Raw genomic sequence first — 14,649 nt, 5'->3', positions numbered from 1 at the left:
TTAAAATTGAACTTTTGGCGCTTGTTGAGCTCCTTCAATGGCTCTAAAGTATGGTCTTTCTCTAAAGCCAAACATCCCGGCAATTATATTCGTCGGGAATCTTCTAACATATATGTTATACTGCTGGACAATCTCGTTGTATCTTCTCCTTTCCACAGAGATTCTATTTTCGGTCCCTTCAAGTTGGGCTTGAAGTTGTAAGAAATTTTCATTTGCTTTAAGTTGCGGGTAATTTTCCGCAACGGCAAGTAATCTTGACAGCGCTGAACTTAATGCATCTTGCGCTTGTTGAAACCTTGCAAATGCCTGTGGGTCTTTTAAGACCTCTGGGTTTATGTTCAGTTGCCCAACTTTCGCTCTCGCTTCTGTAACCTGCGTGAAGACCTCCCTTTCATGTTTTGCGTAGCCCTTGACGGTTTCAACAAGGTTTGGTATCAGGTCGTATCTTCTTTGATATTGATTTTCAACTTGTGCCCACGCTTGATTTATTTGCTCATCAAGTTGAACAAGCTTATTGTAAGTTGAACTTACCCAGCCGATTATCAAAAGGGCTACGACAAGTAAAACGCCTAAAGTTCCGAGTATTGCTATTAAAGTTTTTGACATAAAAGTTCATCTCGTTTTTGTTTTCACTCGTGTAAAATGTAAGAATTTTCATTTGCATTTTCAAAGTTTCTTCGGGGCAATTGAAAAAATCTCAAGTTTAATGGCTTGAAAAACTCCTTAATTTTTCGTATTTTTGTAATGCAAAAAGCACATTTTTAACTTTAACCGATTGGAGGTGAAGTAGCGATGATGGAGCGTGAGCTTACACCTCGGGAAAAAATGATCCTTGGATATATAGTGCAGGAATTTATAACGACAGCTATACCAGTTGGCTCAAGATATCTTGTCAAAAAATACAATCTCGGGCTTAGTCCTGCCACGGTAAGGAATGTGATGGCAGACCTTGAGGATATGGGTTATCTATGGCATCCGCATACATCGGCTGGAAGAATACCCACGGACAAAGGATATCGGTTTTATGTTGATAATCTTCTTGAAATAAAAGACCTTTCGCCAGCTGAAAAAGAAGCTATAAATAGCGTCGTCCAAGGCAAAGAGGAGCTTGAAGAAATTTTGAAGGACATATCAAAGCTTATCGGGAAGATATCCAAACAGTTAAGTATAGCTTCAACCCCTCAAATTAACGATGCAATTCTGACGAAACTTGACATAATCAGCATTTCTGATACGAAACTTTTGGTGGTGATAAGTTTGAAGTCCGGGCTTGTAAGAACGATCGTGCTTGAGGTATCAAGTGAAATTTCAAGGGATAAACTTGATTTTGTCCGGGCTGTTTTAAATGAGCGCCTTTCTTGCTTAACGCTCAGGCAGATAAAAGAGACATTTATTGAGAGAATTCGCGATGTTGAAAGCGAACTCGGTGGAATAATCAATGTTTTCATCCGTTCAGCTGATAAATTGTTTTATGATTTTTATGATGTTGTTGATCGCCTTCATATCGGTGGAGTTCCAGAGGTTTTGGACCATCCGGAGTTCAAAAGTCCGGAAAAGATTCGCGATATAATGGAACTTGTTGAAAATGAGGATGAGATAATAAAAGTTTTTCAAATGTTAAGGACATCAGCAATGGAGTCAGACAAGGTGATTGTTTCAATAGGTGAGGAAAATCCAGAAGATAAGTTTAAAAATTATAGTTTGGTTGCTTCGGAGTATAGAATTGGTGGTGTTTCTGGGGTGATAGGTGTTATAGGTCCGAAGAGGATGAATTACAGCCGAGTGATTTCTATCATTAATTACACATGCAAAGCTCTTTCAGGCACCACCGATTCATCTTTGACGGGAATTGATTAAAAACAAAATTTCAGACATTAAAATGTTAAAGGATGAAAACGAAAAGGCGATGGCTAACGAAGAAAAGGTAAATGAAAAAGTTGAGGGGACGACGCAGTCGGAGATAGATGCTCTTAAAGCGGAGATTGAAAATTTGCGCAAAGAGGTTGAAGAGTATAAAGATAAATTGTTGAGGAAAGTTGCTGAATTTGAAAATTACAAAAAGCGTCTTGAGGCGGACTTTTCAAATGCAGTTAAATATGCCAATGAAAAACTTTTCCTTGAAATTTTGCCGATAGTTGATGACCTTGAACGCTCGCTTGCAAGCGGAAAGGAGAAACCCGACTTTGATTCGTTTTATCAAGGTGTTAAGATGATATATTCAAAATTGATGAAAGTTCTTGAATCTCACAATGTAAAACCGTTTGAATCCGTTGGAAAACCGTTTGATTTTTACTATCACGAGGCGTTGCTTAGAATCCCAAGAGATGATGTCCCGCCTGATACGGTAATTGATGAAGTTGAGCGTGGATATATGTATTACGATAAAGTATTGCGCCATGCAAAGGTAATTGTTTCAAGTCCTGTTGAGAAACAGGTTACAGAGGATAAGAAGGACGATTTAAAAACTAACTTCAGCGATGACCACCGGGGGGAGGCTTAAAAACATGCCTCCCTGGGGTTTTATCTTTTTGAAATTAAAATTTCATTGTGATGGCTAAGAAGGATTATTATGAGATACTTGGCGTTTCGCGAGATGCAACACTTGATGAGATAAAGAGGGCGTATAGAAAACTCGCCATGGAATACCACCCCGATAGAAACCCCGGGAACAAGGAAGCCGAGGAAAAGTTTAAGGAAATCACCGAAGCATATCAGATTTTAAGCGACCCTGAGAAACGAAGAAGGTATGACATGTATGGACACTCCGGGATAAGCGAAAGCGATTATATTCATTTCACTGATGTTCGCGATATATTTGATGTGTTCAGAGATATATTTGATTCTTTTGGTGGGGGATTTTTTGATGATTTCTTTGGAACGAGAACACAAACGAGAAAAACTCAAAGGGGCATACCTGGTTCAGATAGAAAATTGAAACTCAAGCTTACGCTTGAGGAAATCGCAACCGGGGTTAGAAAAAAGTTGAAGATAAAGCATTTTAAGACTTGTCCTGAATGTGGTGGGACGGGAGCAAGATCAAAAGGTGGATATTCAACCTGTAGTGTTTGCAATGGCATTGGTGAGATTAGACAAGTTCGTAAATCTTTCTTCGGTCAAATGGTCACCATCACAACTTGTCCAAATTGTGGCGGTGAGGGGAAAGTTATAAAAGAGCCATGTAATGTCTGCGGTGGCGAAGGAAGGATTTATGGTGAAAACGTCATTGAAGTTGATATTCCAGCTGGTGTAAGGGAAGGGAATTATTTAACCGTCAGAGGTTATGGTGATGCTGGAATAAGGGGGGGAGCTCCTGGGGATTTGATCGTTGTGATTGAAGAGGAGGCGCATCCATTTTTTGAAAGAAAGGGAAACGATGTCTATTACACGCTTTTGATCAGTTATCCAGAAGCTGTGCTTGGAACGGAAGTTGAAGTACCATCCCTTTATGGAAAAATTAAAGTTAAAGTTGAACCAGGGACACAACCCGGAAAAGAGATAAGATTTAAGGGAAAGGGATTGCCATCCGTTGATAAAAACACAAGAGGTGATTTTATAGTGAGAGTTGATATTTGGGTTCCCGATAAGGTTAACGCTTTTGAAAGAGAATTGCTCCAGAAACTTCTTAAAGAAGGAAAGAACATAAAACCTGACGCTGGAGAGTTAAAAAAGCGCGGGCTTTCAGGTTGATTTAATTGCATCCGTTTTTTAAATTTGTGAAAAGTTAAAATGAAATTGAAATGAAATCTTTTTTAAAGAAGATAAACGATGTGATTGGTTTGACGAAATCGGAGAGCGTTGTTTTTTGGTTTCTGATAATCGCTTTTGTATTCGGGTTGTTGATCAAATTTTTGCGTGGAGATGTCGTTAACGAGGCAACATCTAATAAGTTTGATTACTCTGTTTTTGACTCCGAGTTTGAAAAAAGGTCAGCGGAGATTGAAAAGTATGTTAAGGTTTCAAAAGATGTTGATAGCGTAACTGATGCTTCAACTTTTAAAGTTAATATAAATACCGCGACAAAAGAGGAATTGATGAAGCTCCCAGGCATTGGCGAGCAGACGGCAGAGAGGATAATACAGCATAGGAAACTTTATGGTGATTTCAAGAGGATTGAGGACATAATGAATGTTAAAGGTATAGGGCAAAAGAAGTTTGAAAAAATAAAAAGATATTTAAAAACAAACTAAAAATTAAGGAGGTTAAATGGCGCAGGTAAAAGCGAAGGGCTCAATCTTGCTTGAGATTTTAATCGTTGTTTTAACGGTTGTCCTCGTTTATACGATTTATGACCCGGCGATGAAGATAAGAGCCGAAGAGGAACTAAAAAAGATTTGCCGTTTCAGAATGAAAAACATAAGACAGGCGGAGCTCAAATATTTTGACGAATACGGCAAGTACACAGGCAATATTGATTCGTTAATTGCGTTCATCAAGGCAAAAAATCTTCCCGATTCGCTTTTCTTTTCAACAGTTTCCGAAAAATTTAATCCTGATTCATTGCGCCGTTGTCCAAAGGCACAAACATTTTATATTTTTGGTGCCGACTCAGCAGGGAAATACTATTGGCTTGAGTGCCCAGTTGGTCACGGATTCATCGGTTCAAAAGATAAACCAGAGGATGTGAATAAAGTGTCTTGGGAGTAAATGATTTTTATCTCCGTTAGATTAAATAAGGATAAAGTTGATGTAGCAGAGGCAGAGGAACTTTCAAAAAAGTTAATTTTAAAAAATTTTTTCAGCGCAGATTTAAACATCAACCCGCTTTCGCACGAGGAAATTGATTCGGTAGTTTCTTTTATTTCGTCTTCAATTCGCATCAATGAAAAGCTCACGAGAATTTCTTTTTGCATTGATTCAAATTTCGCTTTTTTAAATGTTATACCCGTAGATGCGAATCTCTCCGATCAAGAATTAAGCGAGCATTTATTTTGGGAGGTGTCTCAATATTTCCCGGGCGAGTCAGGACACAAGTTTACAGTGAGAGGGTATAAATTTGGCGAGGGTAATCTAAGTAAAGCGTTGCTTGTTGGAGTTAGAAAGGAGATGATTTCTTTCATAAAAGCGATAGCTGAGAGATTAAAATTGAAAATCAGCATAATTGATATTGATCACTTTGCAAGTGAAAATTGCCTCAGAGAAAGGATTAGCCCGATAAGGTCAAGGTATTTTTATCGTGATTTCATATTGATAGGTGTCAAACCGACGAGAATTGATGTGAGCGTTTTTAAGAATTATGAGTTTCGCAATTATTTTTACTTTATCATCGGAGGCGAATCAGACCTGATGTATTTTGTGGTGAAGTTGATAAACGATAATATATCCGCTGGCTTTGAGAAATTTGTTTTTTACGGAAAGTTTGATTTGAACTTTCTTAATTTCATCCGCAGTTTGCTTGGGGAGAAATTTTCGGTCTTAAATCCAATTGACACTGGTTTATTTCTTGATGTGAAGGTTGAGCCCAGGCTCGTTCCAGCGTTTGCACCTAATATAGGACTTATGTTGAGGATGCTGTGGTCAGGATAATTTCGGGAAAATATAAGGGGCGTTTGATAAAGTTACCGAGGGGAGAAAATATAAGACCAACGGCTGATAGAGTTAAGGAGACGATTTTTAATATACTTTCAAGCAGAGTGGAATTTGAAAGTTTCATCGTCCTTGATCTATTCGCTGGCACGGGAGCTCTTGGGTTTGAAGCGATAAGCAGAGGAGCTGAAAGGGTTTATTTCGTTGATAATAATCATAGAGCGGTGGAGATAATAAGGATAAATGCACAGAATCTCGGCTGTGTTGACAAAGTTGTTTTAATTAAAGACGACGCTTTGAATTTTATTGATTATGCAGATATTGAGTTTGATTTGATTTTCGCTGACCCGCCATATATGTATCCACATGTTGATAAACTTGTGAATAAAATTTGGGAGAGGAAATTGTTAAGTAAAATTGGTTTTTTCGTCCTTGAACACGATTCGGGGATTGTTTTTGTTGAGGATATGATCAATTTTGCAATTGAAACAAGGCGTGATTTTGGAAAAACGGCTATTACAATTTTTAAACATAAAAGGTGACCCGCCATGAAAAGGATTGCAATTTATCCGGGGACATTTGATCCGATAACGAATGGACATATTGATGTTATAGAGCGGGCATCAAGGTTGTTTGACAAGGTTATAGTTACAGTTGCAAAAAATGTCGCTAAAACTCCACTTTTCACGGTTGAGGAAAGGGTCAAGATGATAAAAGAGGTTGTTAAAAAATTTGAGAATGTTGAAGTTGATAGCTTTGATGGGCTTCTTGTGGATTATGCTCGGATGAAGGGTGCAGTTGCTATAATAAGGGGTTTGAGAGCTGTGTCTGACTTTGAATATGAATTTCAAATGGCATTAATGAATCGCAAAATATGTGACATAACAACAGTTTTTCTCGTCCCACATGAGAAGTATACTTATTTGAACTCAACGATTGTCCGTGAGATTGCCTCCTTCGGTGGGGATGTGAGTAATTTCGTTCCAAAGATAGTTGAAAAAATGTTGAAAGAAAAATTTAAAAGCACGCAAAATTTAAGAAGGAAGGTATAATGCCAGGGTTATCGGAAAAGATAATGAATCTTCCAGAGTCAGAGACATTGCGTATATCTGCCATCGCCAAAACGATGAAGGCACAGGGTATTGATGTTGTTTCTTTAAGTGCCGGTGAACCAGATTTCCCAACCCCTGATCACATAAAAGAAGCAGCTATACAAGCGATAAAGGAAGATTTCACAAAGTATACTCAAAATCAGGGGATACCTGAACTTATAAATGCGGTTGTTGAAAAGTTCAAGCGTGATAACAACATTGAGTATAGACCAAGTCAAATACTTGTTTCAAGCGGTGCCAAACATTCAATTTTTAATGCTTTACAGGCGATTTGTAACCCCGGGGATGAAGTTATAATACCAGCACCTTATTGGGTAAGCTATCCCGCAATGGTTGCTCTTGTTGATGCCAAACCCATAATCTTGAAAACGGATATAGCGACGAATTTTAAGATAACGCCCGAGCAACTTAAAGAGGCTATAACGAGCAAAACCAAAGCGTTGATTTTTAACACACCTTCAAATCCAACCGGCGCAGTTTACACAGAGGACGAGATAAAAAAAATCGCAGAGGTTGTTTACGAAAAAAATATATTTGTCATATCGGACGAGATTTATGAGAAAATAATTTACGATGAAAAGCATTTCAGCATAGCTTCAATACCCGAGTTGAAAGATTTAGTGATAACCGTAAACGGGGTTTCAAAGGCGTATGCGATGACCGGCTGGAGGATTGGTTATATGGGAGCGAGGGAGGATATAATAAAACTTGCGAATAAAGTTCAAGGACAGGTTACTTCAAATGCAAGCTCAATCTCTCAAAAAGCAGCGCTTGCGGCTTTAACGGGTCCGCAAGAACCGGTGAAAAAAATGGTAAACGAATTTAAAATAAGGCGGGATTTCTTGTGCTCGGAACTTAAGCAGATACCAGGCGTGGATGTATTTGTCCCATCTGGTGCATTTTATGTCTTCCCAAGGGTATCTGCTTATTATGGACGAAGATATAAGGGTGTTGAGATAAGAAATTCAAACGATTTTTGTGAGTTTCTTTTGAAAGAGGAAAAACTTGCTATTGTCCCTGGTGATGCCTTTGGAATGGATGAGTGCGTCAGAATTTCGTATGCTGCTTCAATGGAAGAACTTATGAAAGGTGTGGAGAGATTTAGAAAAGCAATTGAGAAACTAGGTGATTGAAACTTGTTTGTTTGATTTTGCGGTTTAAATAAAATGAAGAACAAAAACAAAAGGAGGTGGAGTGAGAAACTATGCCAACTTATGAATATGTATGCAATAATTGCGGTTATGTTTTTGAGGAATTTCAAAAAATAAGCGACGAGCCGATAAAAATTTGCCCCAAGTGCGGGGGAAATGTCAGCAAAAAGATAAGTGCTGGCGTTGGGCTAATCTTCAAAGGTTCTGGATTTTACATCACTGATTACAAGCGTTCAAATTCCTCGGGGAATGGGACAAAGCCGGAGAAAAGCTCAGAGACAACAAAATCGGAAAAAGATTAAAATAAAAAGGCGGGCTTTTGTAGCCCGCCCTTCACATCACCATCAAAACACCAAGCGCAATTGAATTTAATTTCGCTTCCATCTTATCCGACCTTGACGGAATCAAAATGGGCGTTTTAGCTCCGATTATCACATGACCAATTTTATAACCTGCGAAATATGTCAAACTCTTCCCAAGTATATTTCCGCTTTCTATGTTAGGGACTATTAATATATCTGCTTTTCCAGCGACATCGGATTTTACTCCCTTCTCAATTGCTGACTCTTCAGAAATTGCAAGGTCAAGCGCAAGAGGTCCATCAATTACGCACCCGGTTATTTCCCCCGATTGGTTCATTTGTTTTATTTTAACTGCGTCGGTAGTTGATTTAAGCTCATCAATTACAATCTCAGTTGCTGAAAGCAAAGCAACTTTCGGAACTTCAATACCGAGTTTTTTTGCAACTTCAACGGCGTTTCTGATTATTTCAACCTTTTGCTCAAGCGTCGGATTTAAAACAACCCCACCATCCGACATCAATATAAACTTTGATTCGCTTTTCTTTTCGGGATATTCAAAGACAAACACATCGCTTAACAACCTGCCGGTCCTCAAACCGGCTTCTTTGCTCAAAATTCCCCTCATAAGCGTTGTCGTGTCAACTTTCCCCTTTAAAATTACATGTGCTTCTCCATCCCTGATAAGAGATGCAGCGATTGAAATCGCCTTAGAAATATCTTTTTCATCAATTATTTCAAATTTTGTTGGGTCATCGCCAAGTTCATCAATTATCTGAGAGATGGCTTTTGAATCTCCGATTAAAATTGACTCCGCAATTTCTTTTTTCCTTGCTTCAACAGCGGCTGAAAGTGCTGTTTCTTGATGTGCTGAAACAACGACTATTTTTTTCATTGAACCTTTAACTTTTTCAAGTAGCTCGGAAAAGTTTTTAATCATATTTTGCTTAAAATTTTATTTGCGATTTTTTCTGCACTCATAAGACAATCTCCCACCGCAATACCACCGCGATAATTCGCACAGAAGTATATCCCGGGATTTTCATTTTCAAATTTTTCAATTGCCTCCATAATTTTTGAATGGCCGATGTTATATTGCGGTATTGCTTTTTCCCATCTGGAAATCCAAACAAATTCCGGTTCACCTTTAACTTTCATTATGTCTTTAAGTTCATTGCTGACAATTCTTATAAGTTCATCGTTGCTTTTCAACGCCATCTCGGGTTGTCTTGTGCCTCCGACGAAGGTTGTAAATTCAACGAAGCCATCGGGCGCTCTTTTTGGAAATATGCTTGAGTTCCAAAGCGTGCCAAGAATTTTTCTATTCTCTTTTTCTGGTATCAAAAAACCAAAGCCATCGGGTTCAATCCCAACTTGCTCTTTTTTGTAGCCGAAGACGATCTCTGCGACCGGCGGATAATGAATCTTTTGAAGTTCGTTTGATAAACTTCCCGAAAGCTCGCTGACGAGTTTTGATGCTGCATATGCTGGCGTTGAGACGACGACGATTTCAGATTCAATCTTTTCAGTTTTATCTTCACTTTCAAATTCAACGATGAATTTTTCACCCTTTTTTATGTTTTTAACCCTTGCATTCAAAATGACGCTCTCACCCAGAAATTGAGCCAGTGCTTTCGGTAATGTCCCCATACCATCTGTGAAGGAAAACATCCTCGCTGAAACCTTTGATTGTTCAGCCCTCTTTTTTCTCTCTTTCGCTCCTCTAATTGTTCCAATTATAAGCCCACCGTATTTTTCTTCAAGCGCATAAAGTCGTGGGAAAGCCGAGCGAACGCTTAATTTTTCAGGGTCACCTGCATAAACCCCGGCGACAAATGGATTTATAGTGTAATCAAGAAATTCTTTGCCAAGTCGTCTCCTTACGAATTGAGCAAGCGTTTCTTCTTCCTTCGCTCTTCCGTGAAATGGCTCAAGGAGAACTCTTAACTTCCCACGCCAACTCCATAAGCGACTTTTGAAAAATTCCTGTGGCTTCATCGGAATTAAATGAAGTTTTCCATCCCTTAAAATGTAGCGTTTATTTGATGACTCGTTCGCATAAACCATCTGGCTTAAAAGACCAAGGTCTTCAATTATAACTTTGAAAAGTGGTGTTGTTTCAAGCGCACTGTTTGGTCCATATTCAACAAGATATTCATCTATCCTTTTGCTTTTCATAGTTCCGCCAACCTCACTTTCAGCTTCAAGCACAGTTACATCAAGTCCGTTCTTTTTTAAAAGATAGGCAGTGGTTAAACCTGAGATGCCAGCGCCTATGACGATTGCTTTACCTTTCATTTTTGACCGCCTCCAGAACTATGTTTTTTAAAGCTTCAATAAAAGTATCTGAATCGTTTGGTGGCTCAGCAACGACAAATTTACTTATACCGTTTTGAGTTGCTATTTCTTTTAAAAATATACCAAGTTCGTAGAGTGTTTCAACATTATCCGAAACAAAACTTATCGGAACAACAAGAAGATTTTTCATTCCCTCTCTGGCTAATTTCTTGACTAAATCGGTTGTCGTCGGTTCAAGCCATCTTACAGGTCCGACTCTACTTTGAAAACAAATTTCAACACGGGCATTTTTGTAAAATTCACTCTTTGGTGAGTTATTTTTGAGATATTTAAGCACCGCATCAACGGACTTTTTCACTTCAATTGGATAAGGATCACCCTTTTTAACGAGTTTTAAAGGCAAACTGTGAGCGCTGAAAACGATTGCAAAATTTTCCATCTCATCTTCGTTAAAATTAATCATCGCTTCTTCAATTCTTTCTGCAACGGATTTTATATAAAGCTCGTCCTCGGGATAACTTTTGATTTCAACTATTTTTCTATCGGTGATGTTTAGCTTTTTCAAGATGCGATAGAATTCATTAAAACTTGAGCCAGTCGTTGTCGTTGAATACTGAGGGTAAAGCGGGAGCAAAATGAATGTTTTAACATCATCTTTCAAAGCTCCTTCAACCGCTTCATCAATCATTGGGTGAAAATATCTCATTCCGATGTAAACTTTACAGTCAAGGTGGTCTAAAAGTTTCTTCTCAAGACCCTTTGCTTGGACAAGCGTGTAACTTAAAATTGGGGAGCGACCACCGATTTTAAGATAATATTTCTTGCTTCTTTTGGCTCTTATTTTTGAGATAAGATATGCTAATGGTTTTTGTGTAATTGATGAAAGGGGAAACTTAAAGATGTCAGGATCGGAAAAAAGGTTGTAAAGAAATTTTTGAACATTTTTAATTGAATCAGGTCCGCCGAGGTTTAGTAGTATAATTCCATATTCTGGCATTTTTGAATCCTTTTTACTTAGCGAACTTGTATATCTCACCATCCTTCATGACGAATTTGACATCACGAAGGACTTTTATATCATTTAGCGGGTCGCCTTTAACTGCGATTATGTCAGCAAGTTTCCCCGGTTCAATGCTTCCAATTTTGTCTTGCCAGCCGAGAAGTTCAGCTGATATTATAGTGGCGGATTTTATTGCATCAAATGGTTTCATTCCATACTTGACCATCAGTTCAAATTCCTCAGCGTTAGTTCCATGTGATTCTGTTAAGTCGCTACCGAAGGCAATTTTAACCCCAACTTTAAGCGCCCTTTTAAATGTCTCAGAGTGAAGTTTAACCGTGTTTTCAATCATTTTTATCATCTCCGGAGAAAGACCTTCTCTCTTTGACCAGCGATAATAAGCCACAAGCGTTGGACAGTAATAAACGCCTTTTTCTTTCATCAATTTGAGGGTTGCTTCATCAAGATACAAGCCATGTTCAATGGATGCAACGCCAGCATTTATCGCCCTTTGTGCAGCAATTGATGAGTAGCAATGAGCAGCAACTTTAATATTCATCTTTTGTGCCTCTTCAACTATTGCTTTCAATTCATCATCTGAAAATGTGAGATACCATGTCAGTGAATCTGCAACCTCGTTTCTTCTCCTCCTTGAATCAGCGTAAATTTTTATCCAATCAGCCCCATATTTTATCTGTTCCCTAACCGCCTTTCTAACCTCATCAACCCCATCAACAAGTTGGGCTCCGGTTGGGACTTGTATTTCCCAAGAGTAGCCCATTAAGGCATAACCACCCGTTGTGGATAGCGCCCTTGTTGCAACTTGCATCCGAGGACCAGGGATGATCCCTTGGTTTATTGCCGTTTTTAAATCAACATCAGCATATCCAGCGCCCTCAGTTTCAAGATCTCGTATGGTCGTAAAACCTGCTTCAAGTGTCTGCTTTGCATGGACAACAGCTCTTATCGTCCTATACGGTGTTGATTCTTTCAAAAGTTGTTCGTCATAGCTTCCCTCGTGTAAAAACAGATGGACATGGGAATCAATCAAACCAGGTAAAACAGTCATATCAGATAGATCAATTACCTCGGCTTCCGGTGGGATTTCAAATGTCCCAACCCTCTCAATTTTGTTCTCCTTGATTAAAATTAATACATTCTTCCTTACCTGCTCATTTTTTACATCAATTAATGAACCACATTTAATGACTTTGATCTTCTCTTGGGAGATGCCGAGGGAAGTTGCAAGGATTAGCAAGGAAAGCAAAATTCTTTTCATGGCGACTTGGTTTTTTAGTTTTAAATTTCACAGATAAATATAATTCAGCGTTAAGATAAATTCAACCACCGACTATATAGTTTTGCGATGATGTTTTTTCAGGATTTGCTCTTGAATTTTTTAATTTGATTTTTTATTTTTGGGTGTGGCAAGATAAAATTGCTTTCAAAAGAGCGAAGGTGCTTTTGCGAGGGATTTGACAGTGCATTTCTTAATTAGATGGGGAAGGGCGAAATAAAAACATTTAAAAATCCGTTTATGAGGATTGAAGTAAATCTTTATTCCTTAAGGGACAATCGCATCAGTTTGAATTACAATTATTATCTTTCCAGTTTGATATACAGGATAGTTGGGGCTCATTCAAGAAAATTTGCGATGAGACTTCACAGAGATGGTTTCAAGAGCGATGGAAAGATTTTTAAGGCGTTTACTTTTTCAAAAATTTTCTACTTTGACGGTGCTTATGTTGAAGGCGGTAATCTTATCCTTCCGCAAAATTGCGAGGTTTCCTTTCTCGTATCATCACCTTATGAAGAATTTGTTAAGAGTTTTGCCCTTGGCTTGACGAAAACATCAAGGATTTGGATTGGAAAGAAATCCAATTTGTTTGAATTAAAATCAGTTGAGCTTGTTTTTGAACCGGAAATTTTTGGTGGCGATCCATTAGAGGAGATTGAGGTTAAAGGGGTTTTTATATCGCCTCTTGTTATTTCAAAAGTTGACTCGCTTGGGAGGAAAGTTTATCTTGGCTGTTTTGACGCTGAGGTTCAATATCTTGTTAGGGAAAACCTTTTCAAAAAATTTAATGCATTTTACAAGTTTATCCCGGAGGATTATTTTGAATTCAATTTTTCAACGGATTATTTAATTAAGCACGACTGGCAGAAGTTGATAGCAATAAAAGAGGGCACCCCTGAGGAGACGAAAGTGAAGGGAATGCTTGCACCATTTACATTAAGAGGAACCCGCCGATTAGTGAAGTTTTCTTGGGAAATAGGTCTTGGCGAAAAAAATTCAATGGGTTTTGGAATGTGGGATTTAAAAAGAAATAAAGTCAAAGGGCTAAACTATGGACTGGAAACTTAAATTAAAAGCTTTACTTCACGACCCGCCGTATAAAATCCTGGCTTTTGGGGGACCAAGACAAATAACTCAAAAAATAAATCTTCAAAAGGCACCTCATATAGGATATAATACTAAGCCGAAAGGAGACCCTAATCGTCACGAGCTTCACGAAATTTGGGCAGAAGAGCTTTTAAATTACATTCTTGATGGCGAATGTGTGAAAAGTGATGAAGTTGAAAATGCTGATTCGTTGGCATCAGCTCAGAGTAGAATAGTTGTAAAACCGCAACTTCAAGATAAGCAAAAAGAAAAGGAATTTGAAGATAAGTCAAAAGTAGATTACATTGAATGTAAGTTTATGGATATTTTTTCTGAAAATAAAGAGGACATTCAAACACCAGATCCAGAGAAAGTTCAAAAATTATTTGAGCAACTTGGAAAACTAAATTTTTCAAAACAGGATGAAAGAGCAAAATTTATTTTTTTATTCTTATGGCGTTTTTATCCGGAAATTTTCCCTGAAATAAATAAACACCCTGCTGATTCAAGAGCTCCTAATCATTCAATTTACGATCATTTGGTTCAAACATCCGCTATTGTTTCCGCTCTGCCAAAACCTGCCTTTTTGCTCTTCACTATTGGACCTGTTCAAAGTTTTATTTCAAAAGCAAGAAAGACATCTGATTTATGGGCAGGAAGTTATATGCTTTCATATCTTATTTGGCATAGTATGAAACCGCTCGTTGAAGAACTTGGACCTGATGTTATTATATTTCCAAATCTTTTGAGACAGCCACTTGTTGATAGATGGCTTTACCTTGAAATTTCTAAGAATTCTTCTTTTGAAAATTTGGATGAACCAAAGTTTAAAGAATGGTTTGAAAAATGGAAAATTAAAGAAAAGGAAAATAAAACCGATGAT

At 38.1% G+C, this 14,649-nt stretch carries 17 protein-coding genes; 12 read left to right on the top strand and 5 right to left on the bottom strand.

Annotated elements, in window-relative coordinates; translation table 11 throughout:
* On the bottom strand, positions 1 to 606 hold the full coding sequence (locus FKZ43_RS01195; protein ID WP_140944049.1) for a LemA family protein: 606 nt from the start codon (positions 604 to 606) through the stop codon (positions 1 to 3).
* 189 nt (positions 607 to 795) lie between these two features.
* On the opposite strand from FKZ43_RS01195, the gene hrcA reads away from it, so the two are divergent.
* From hrcA to FKZ43_RS01145, 10 genes are all read left to right on the top strand, one after another.
* A complete protein-coding gene (gene hrcA, locus FKZ43_RS01190; RefSeq protein ID WP_235894657.1) occupies positions 796 to 1,857 on the top strand; it encodes a heat-inducible transcriptional repressor HrcA in 1,062 nt (353 codons plus the stop codon).
* A gap of 22 nt (positions 1,858 to 1,879) precedes the next feature.
* Positions 1,880 to 2,500, top strand: coding sequence for a nucleotide exchange factor GrpE (gene grpE / locus FKZ43_RS01185; protein WP_140944047.1), 621 nt, complete (start codon positions 1,880 to 1,882; stop codon positions 2,498 to 2,500).
* Positions 2,501 to 2,550: 50 nt separating this feature from the next.
* Positions 2,551 to 3,687 (top strand): molecular chaperone DnaJ, encoded by a 1,137-nt coding sequence (gene dnaJ, locus FKZ43_RS01180; RefSeq protein ID WP_140944046.1) that lies wholly within the window; start codon positions 2,551 to 2,553, stop codon positions 3,685 to 3,687.
* 50 nt (positions 3,688 to 3,737) lie between these two features.
* Positions 3,738 to 4,187: a ComEA family DNA-binding protein gene (locus FKZ43_RS01175; protein WP_140944045.1), complete on the top strand. Its 450-nt coding sequence runs from the start codon at positions 3,738 to 3,740 to the stop codon at positions 4,185 to 4,187.
* A 16-nt stretch (positions 4,188 to 4,203) separates the two neighbouring features.
* Entirely contained in the window at positions 4,204 to 4,644 is a 441-nt protein-coding gene (locus FKZ43_RS01170; protein ID WP_140944044.1) for a hypothetical protein, read from the top strand.
* Positions 4,645 to 5,523 (top strand): pilus assembly protein PilM, encoded by an 879-nt coding sequence (gene pilM / locus FKZ43_RS01165; RefSeq protein ID WP_140944043.1) that lies wholly within the window; start codon positions 4,645 to 4,647, stop codon positions 5,521 to 5,523.
* Entirely contained in the window at positions 5,511 to 6,065 is a 555-nt protein-coding gene (gene rsmD, locus FKZ43_RS01160) for a 16S rRNA (guanine(966)-N(2))-methyltransferase RsmD (protein WP_140944042.1), read from the top strand. The genes pilM and rsmD overlap by 13 nt, the downstream gene beginning before the upstream one ends.
* Positions 6,066 to 6,071: 6 nt before the next feature.
* Positions 6,072 to 6,575, top strand: a complete 504-nt coding sequence (coaD, locus tag FKZ43_RS01155; protein WP_140944041.1) for a pantetheine-phosphate adenylyltransferase — start codon at positions 6,072 to 6,074, stop codon at positions 6,573 to 6,575.
* Positions 6,575 to 7,768, top strand: a complete 1,194-nt coding sequence (locus FKZ43_RS01150; RefSeq protein ID WP_140944040.1) for a pyridoxal phosphate-dependent aminotransferase — start codon at positions 6,575 to 6,577, stop codon at positions 7,766 to 7,768. The genes coaD and FKZ43_RS01150 overlap by 1 nt, the downstream gene beginning before the upstream one ends.
* A gap of 71 nt (positions 7,769 to 7,839) precedes the next feature.
* Positions 7,840 to 8,088: an FmdB family zinc ribbon protein gene (locus tag FKZ43_RS01145; RefSeq protein WP_140944039.1), complete on the top strand. Its 249-nt coding sequence runs from the start codon at positions 7,840 to 7,842 to the stop codon at positions 8,086 to 8,088.
* Between the two features lie 31 nt (positions 8,089 to 8,119).
* Here FKZ43_RS01145 and FKZ43_RS01140 read toward each other — a convergent pair whose 3' ends face one another.
* The 4 genes from FKZ43_RS01140 to FKZ43_RS01125 are packed head-to-tail and all read right to left on the bottom strand — an operon-like array spanning position 8,120 to position 12,662.
* Positions 8,120 to 9,025 (bottom strand): bifunctional enoyl-CoA hydratase/phosphate acetyltransferase, encoded by a 906-nt coding sequence (locus FKZ43_RS01140; protein ID WP_140944038.1) that lies wholly within the window; start codon positions 9,023 to 9,025, stop codon positions 8,120 to 8,122.
* A complete protein-coding gene (hemG, locus tag FKZ43_RS01135; protein ID WP_140944037.1) occupies positions 9,022 to 10,383 on the bottom strand; it encodes a protoporphyrinogen oxidase in 1,362 nt (453 codons plus the stop codon). The genes FKZ43_RS01140 and hemG overlap by 4 nt, the downstream gene beginning before the upstream one ends.
* Complete coding sequence (hemH, locus tag FKZ43_RS01130; protein WP_140944036.1) at positions 10,373 to 11,422, bottom strand: ferrochelatase; 1,050 nt, start codon at positions 11,420 to 11,422, stop codon at positions 10,373 to 10,375. The genes hemG and hemH overlap by 11 nt, the downstream gene beginning before the upstream one ends.
* Positions 11,394 to 12,662 (bottom strand): metal-dependent hydrolase family protein, encoded by a 1,269-nt coding sequence (locus FKZ43_RS01125; RefSeq protein WP_140944035.1) that lies wholly within the window; start codon positions 12,660 to 12,662, stop codon positions 11,394 to 11,396. The genes hemH and FKZ43_RS01125 overlap by 29 nt, the downstream gene beginning before the upstream one ends.
* A gap of 219 nt (positions 12,663 to 12,881) precedes the next feature.
* On the opposite strand from FKZ43_RS01125, the gene cas6 reads away from it, so the two are divergent.
* Together cas6 and cas10 are read left to right on the top strand one after the other, a co-directional pair.
* Positions 12,882 to 13,748: a CRISPR-associated endoribonuclease Cas6 gene (cas6, locus tag FKZ43_RS01120; protein WP_140944034.1), complete on the top strand. Its 867-nt coding sequence runs from the start codon at positions 12,882 to 12,884 to the stop codon at positions 13,746 to 13,748.
* Positions 13,732 to 14,649: type III-B CRISPR-associated protein Cas10/Cmr2 (gene cas10 / locus FKZ43_RS11575; RefSeq protein WP_235894656.1), on the top strand; the 918-nt coding region annotated here is incomplete at its 3' end. The genes cas6 and cas10, both read left to right, overlap by 17 nt.

This window comes from Candidatus Thermokryptus mobilis (genome assembly GCF_900070205.1).
Classification (GTDB): Bacteria; Bacteroidota; Ignavibacteria; order Kryptoniales; family Kryptoniaceae; genus Kryptonium; species Kryptonium mobile.
Note: the sequence above shows the minus strand (reverse complement) of the source record. Positions and strands in the feature narration are given on the sequence as shown.

What these genes read in the sequence shown, in the direction of transcription:
- FKZ43_RS01195 (WP_140944049.1), bottom strand. Translation starts at nt 606, where the DNA reads ATGTCAAAAACTTTAATAGCAATACTCGGAACTTTAGGCGTTTTACTT.
- hrcA (WP_235894657.1), top strand. Translation starts at nt 796, where the DNA reads ATGGAGCGTGAGCTTACACCTCGGGAAAAAATGATCCTTGGATATATA.
- grpE (WP_140944047.1), top strand. Translation starts at nt 1,880, where the DNA reads ATGTTAAAGGATGAAAACGAAAAGGCGATGGCTAACGAAGAAAAGGTA.
- dnaJ (WP_140944046.1), top strand. Translation starts at nt 2,551, where the DNA reads ATGGCTAAGAAGGATTATTATGAGATACTTGGCGTTTCGCGAGATGCA.
- FKZ43_RS01175 (WP_140944045.1), top strand. Translation starts at nt 3,738, where the DNA reads ATGAAATCTTTTTTAAAGAAGATAAACGATGTGATTGGTTTGACGAAA.
- FKZ43_RS01170 (WP_140944044.1), top strand. Translation starts at nt 4,204, where the DNA reads ATGGCGCAGGTAAAAGCGAAGGGCTCAATCTTGCTTGAGATTTTAATC.
- pilM (WP_140944043.1), top strand. Translation starts at nt 4,645, where the DNA reads ATGATTTTTATCTCCGTTAGATTAAATAAGGATAAAGTTGATGTAGCA.
- coaD (WP_140944041.1), top strand. Translation starts at nt 6,072, where the DNA reads ATGAAAAGGATTGCAATTTATCCGGGGACATTTGATCCGATAACGAAT.
- FKZ43_RS01150 (WP_140944040.1), top strand. Translation starts at nt 6,575, where the DNA reads ATGCCAGGGTTATCGGAAAAGATAATGAATCTTCCAGAGTCAGAGACA.
- FKZ43_RS01145 (WP_140944039.1), top strand. Translation starts at nt 7,840, where the DNA reads ATGCCAACTTATGAATATGTATGCAATAATTGCGGTTATGTTTTTGAG.
- FKZ43_RS01140 (WP_140944038.1), bottom strand. Translation starts at nt 9,025, where the DNA reads ATGATTAAAAACTTTTCCGAGCTACTTGAAAAAGTTAAAGGTTCAATG.
- hemG (WP_140944037.1), bottom strand. Translation starts at nt 10,383, where the DNA reads ATGAAAGGTAAAGCAATCGTCATAGGCGCTGGCATCTCAGGTTTAACC.
- hemH (WP_140944036.1), bottom strand. Translation starts at nt 11,422, where the DNA reads ATGGTGAGATATACAAGTTCGCTAAGTAAAAAGGATTCAAAAATGCCA.
- FKZ43_RS01125 (WP_140944035.1), bottom strand. Translation starts at nt 12,662, where the DNA reads ATGAAAAGAATTTTGCTTTCCTTGCTAATCCTTGCAACTTCCCTCGGC.
- cas6 (WP_140944034.1), top strand. Translation starts at nt 12,882, where the DNA reads ATGGGGAAGGGCGAAATAAAAACATTTAAAAATCCGTTTATGAGGATT.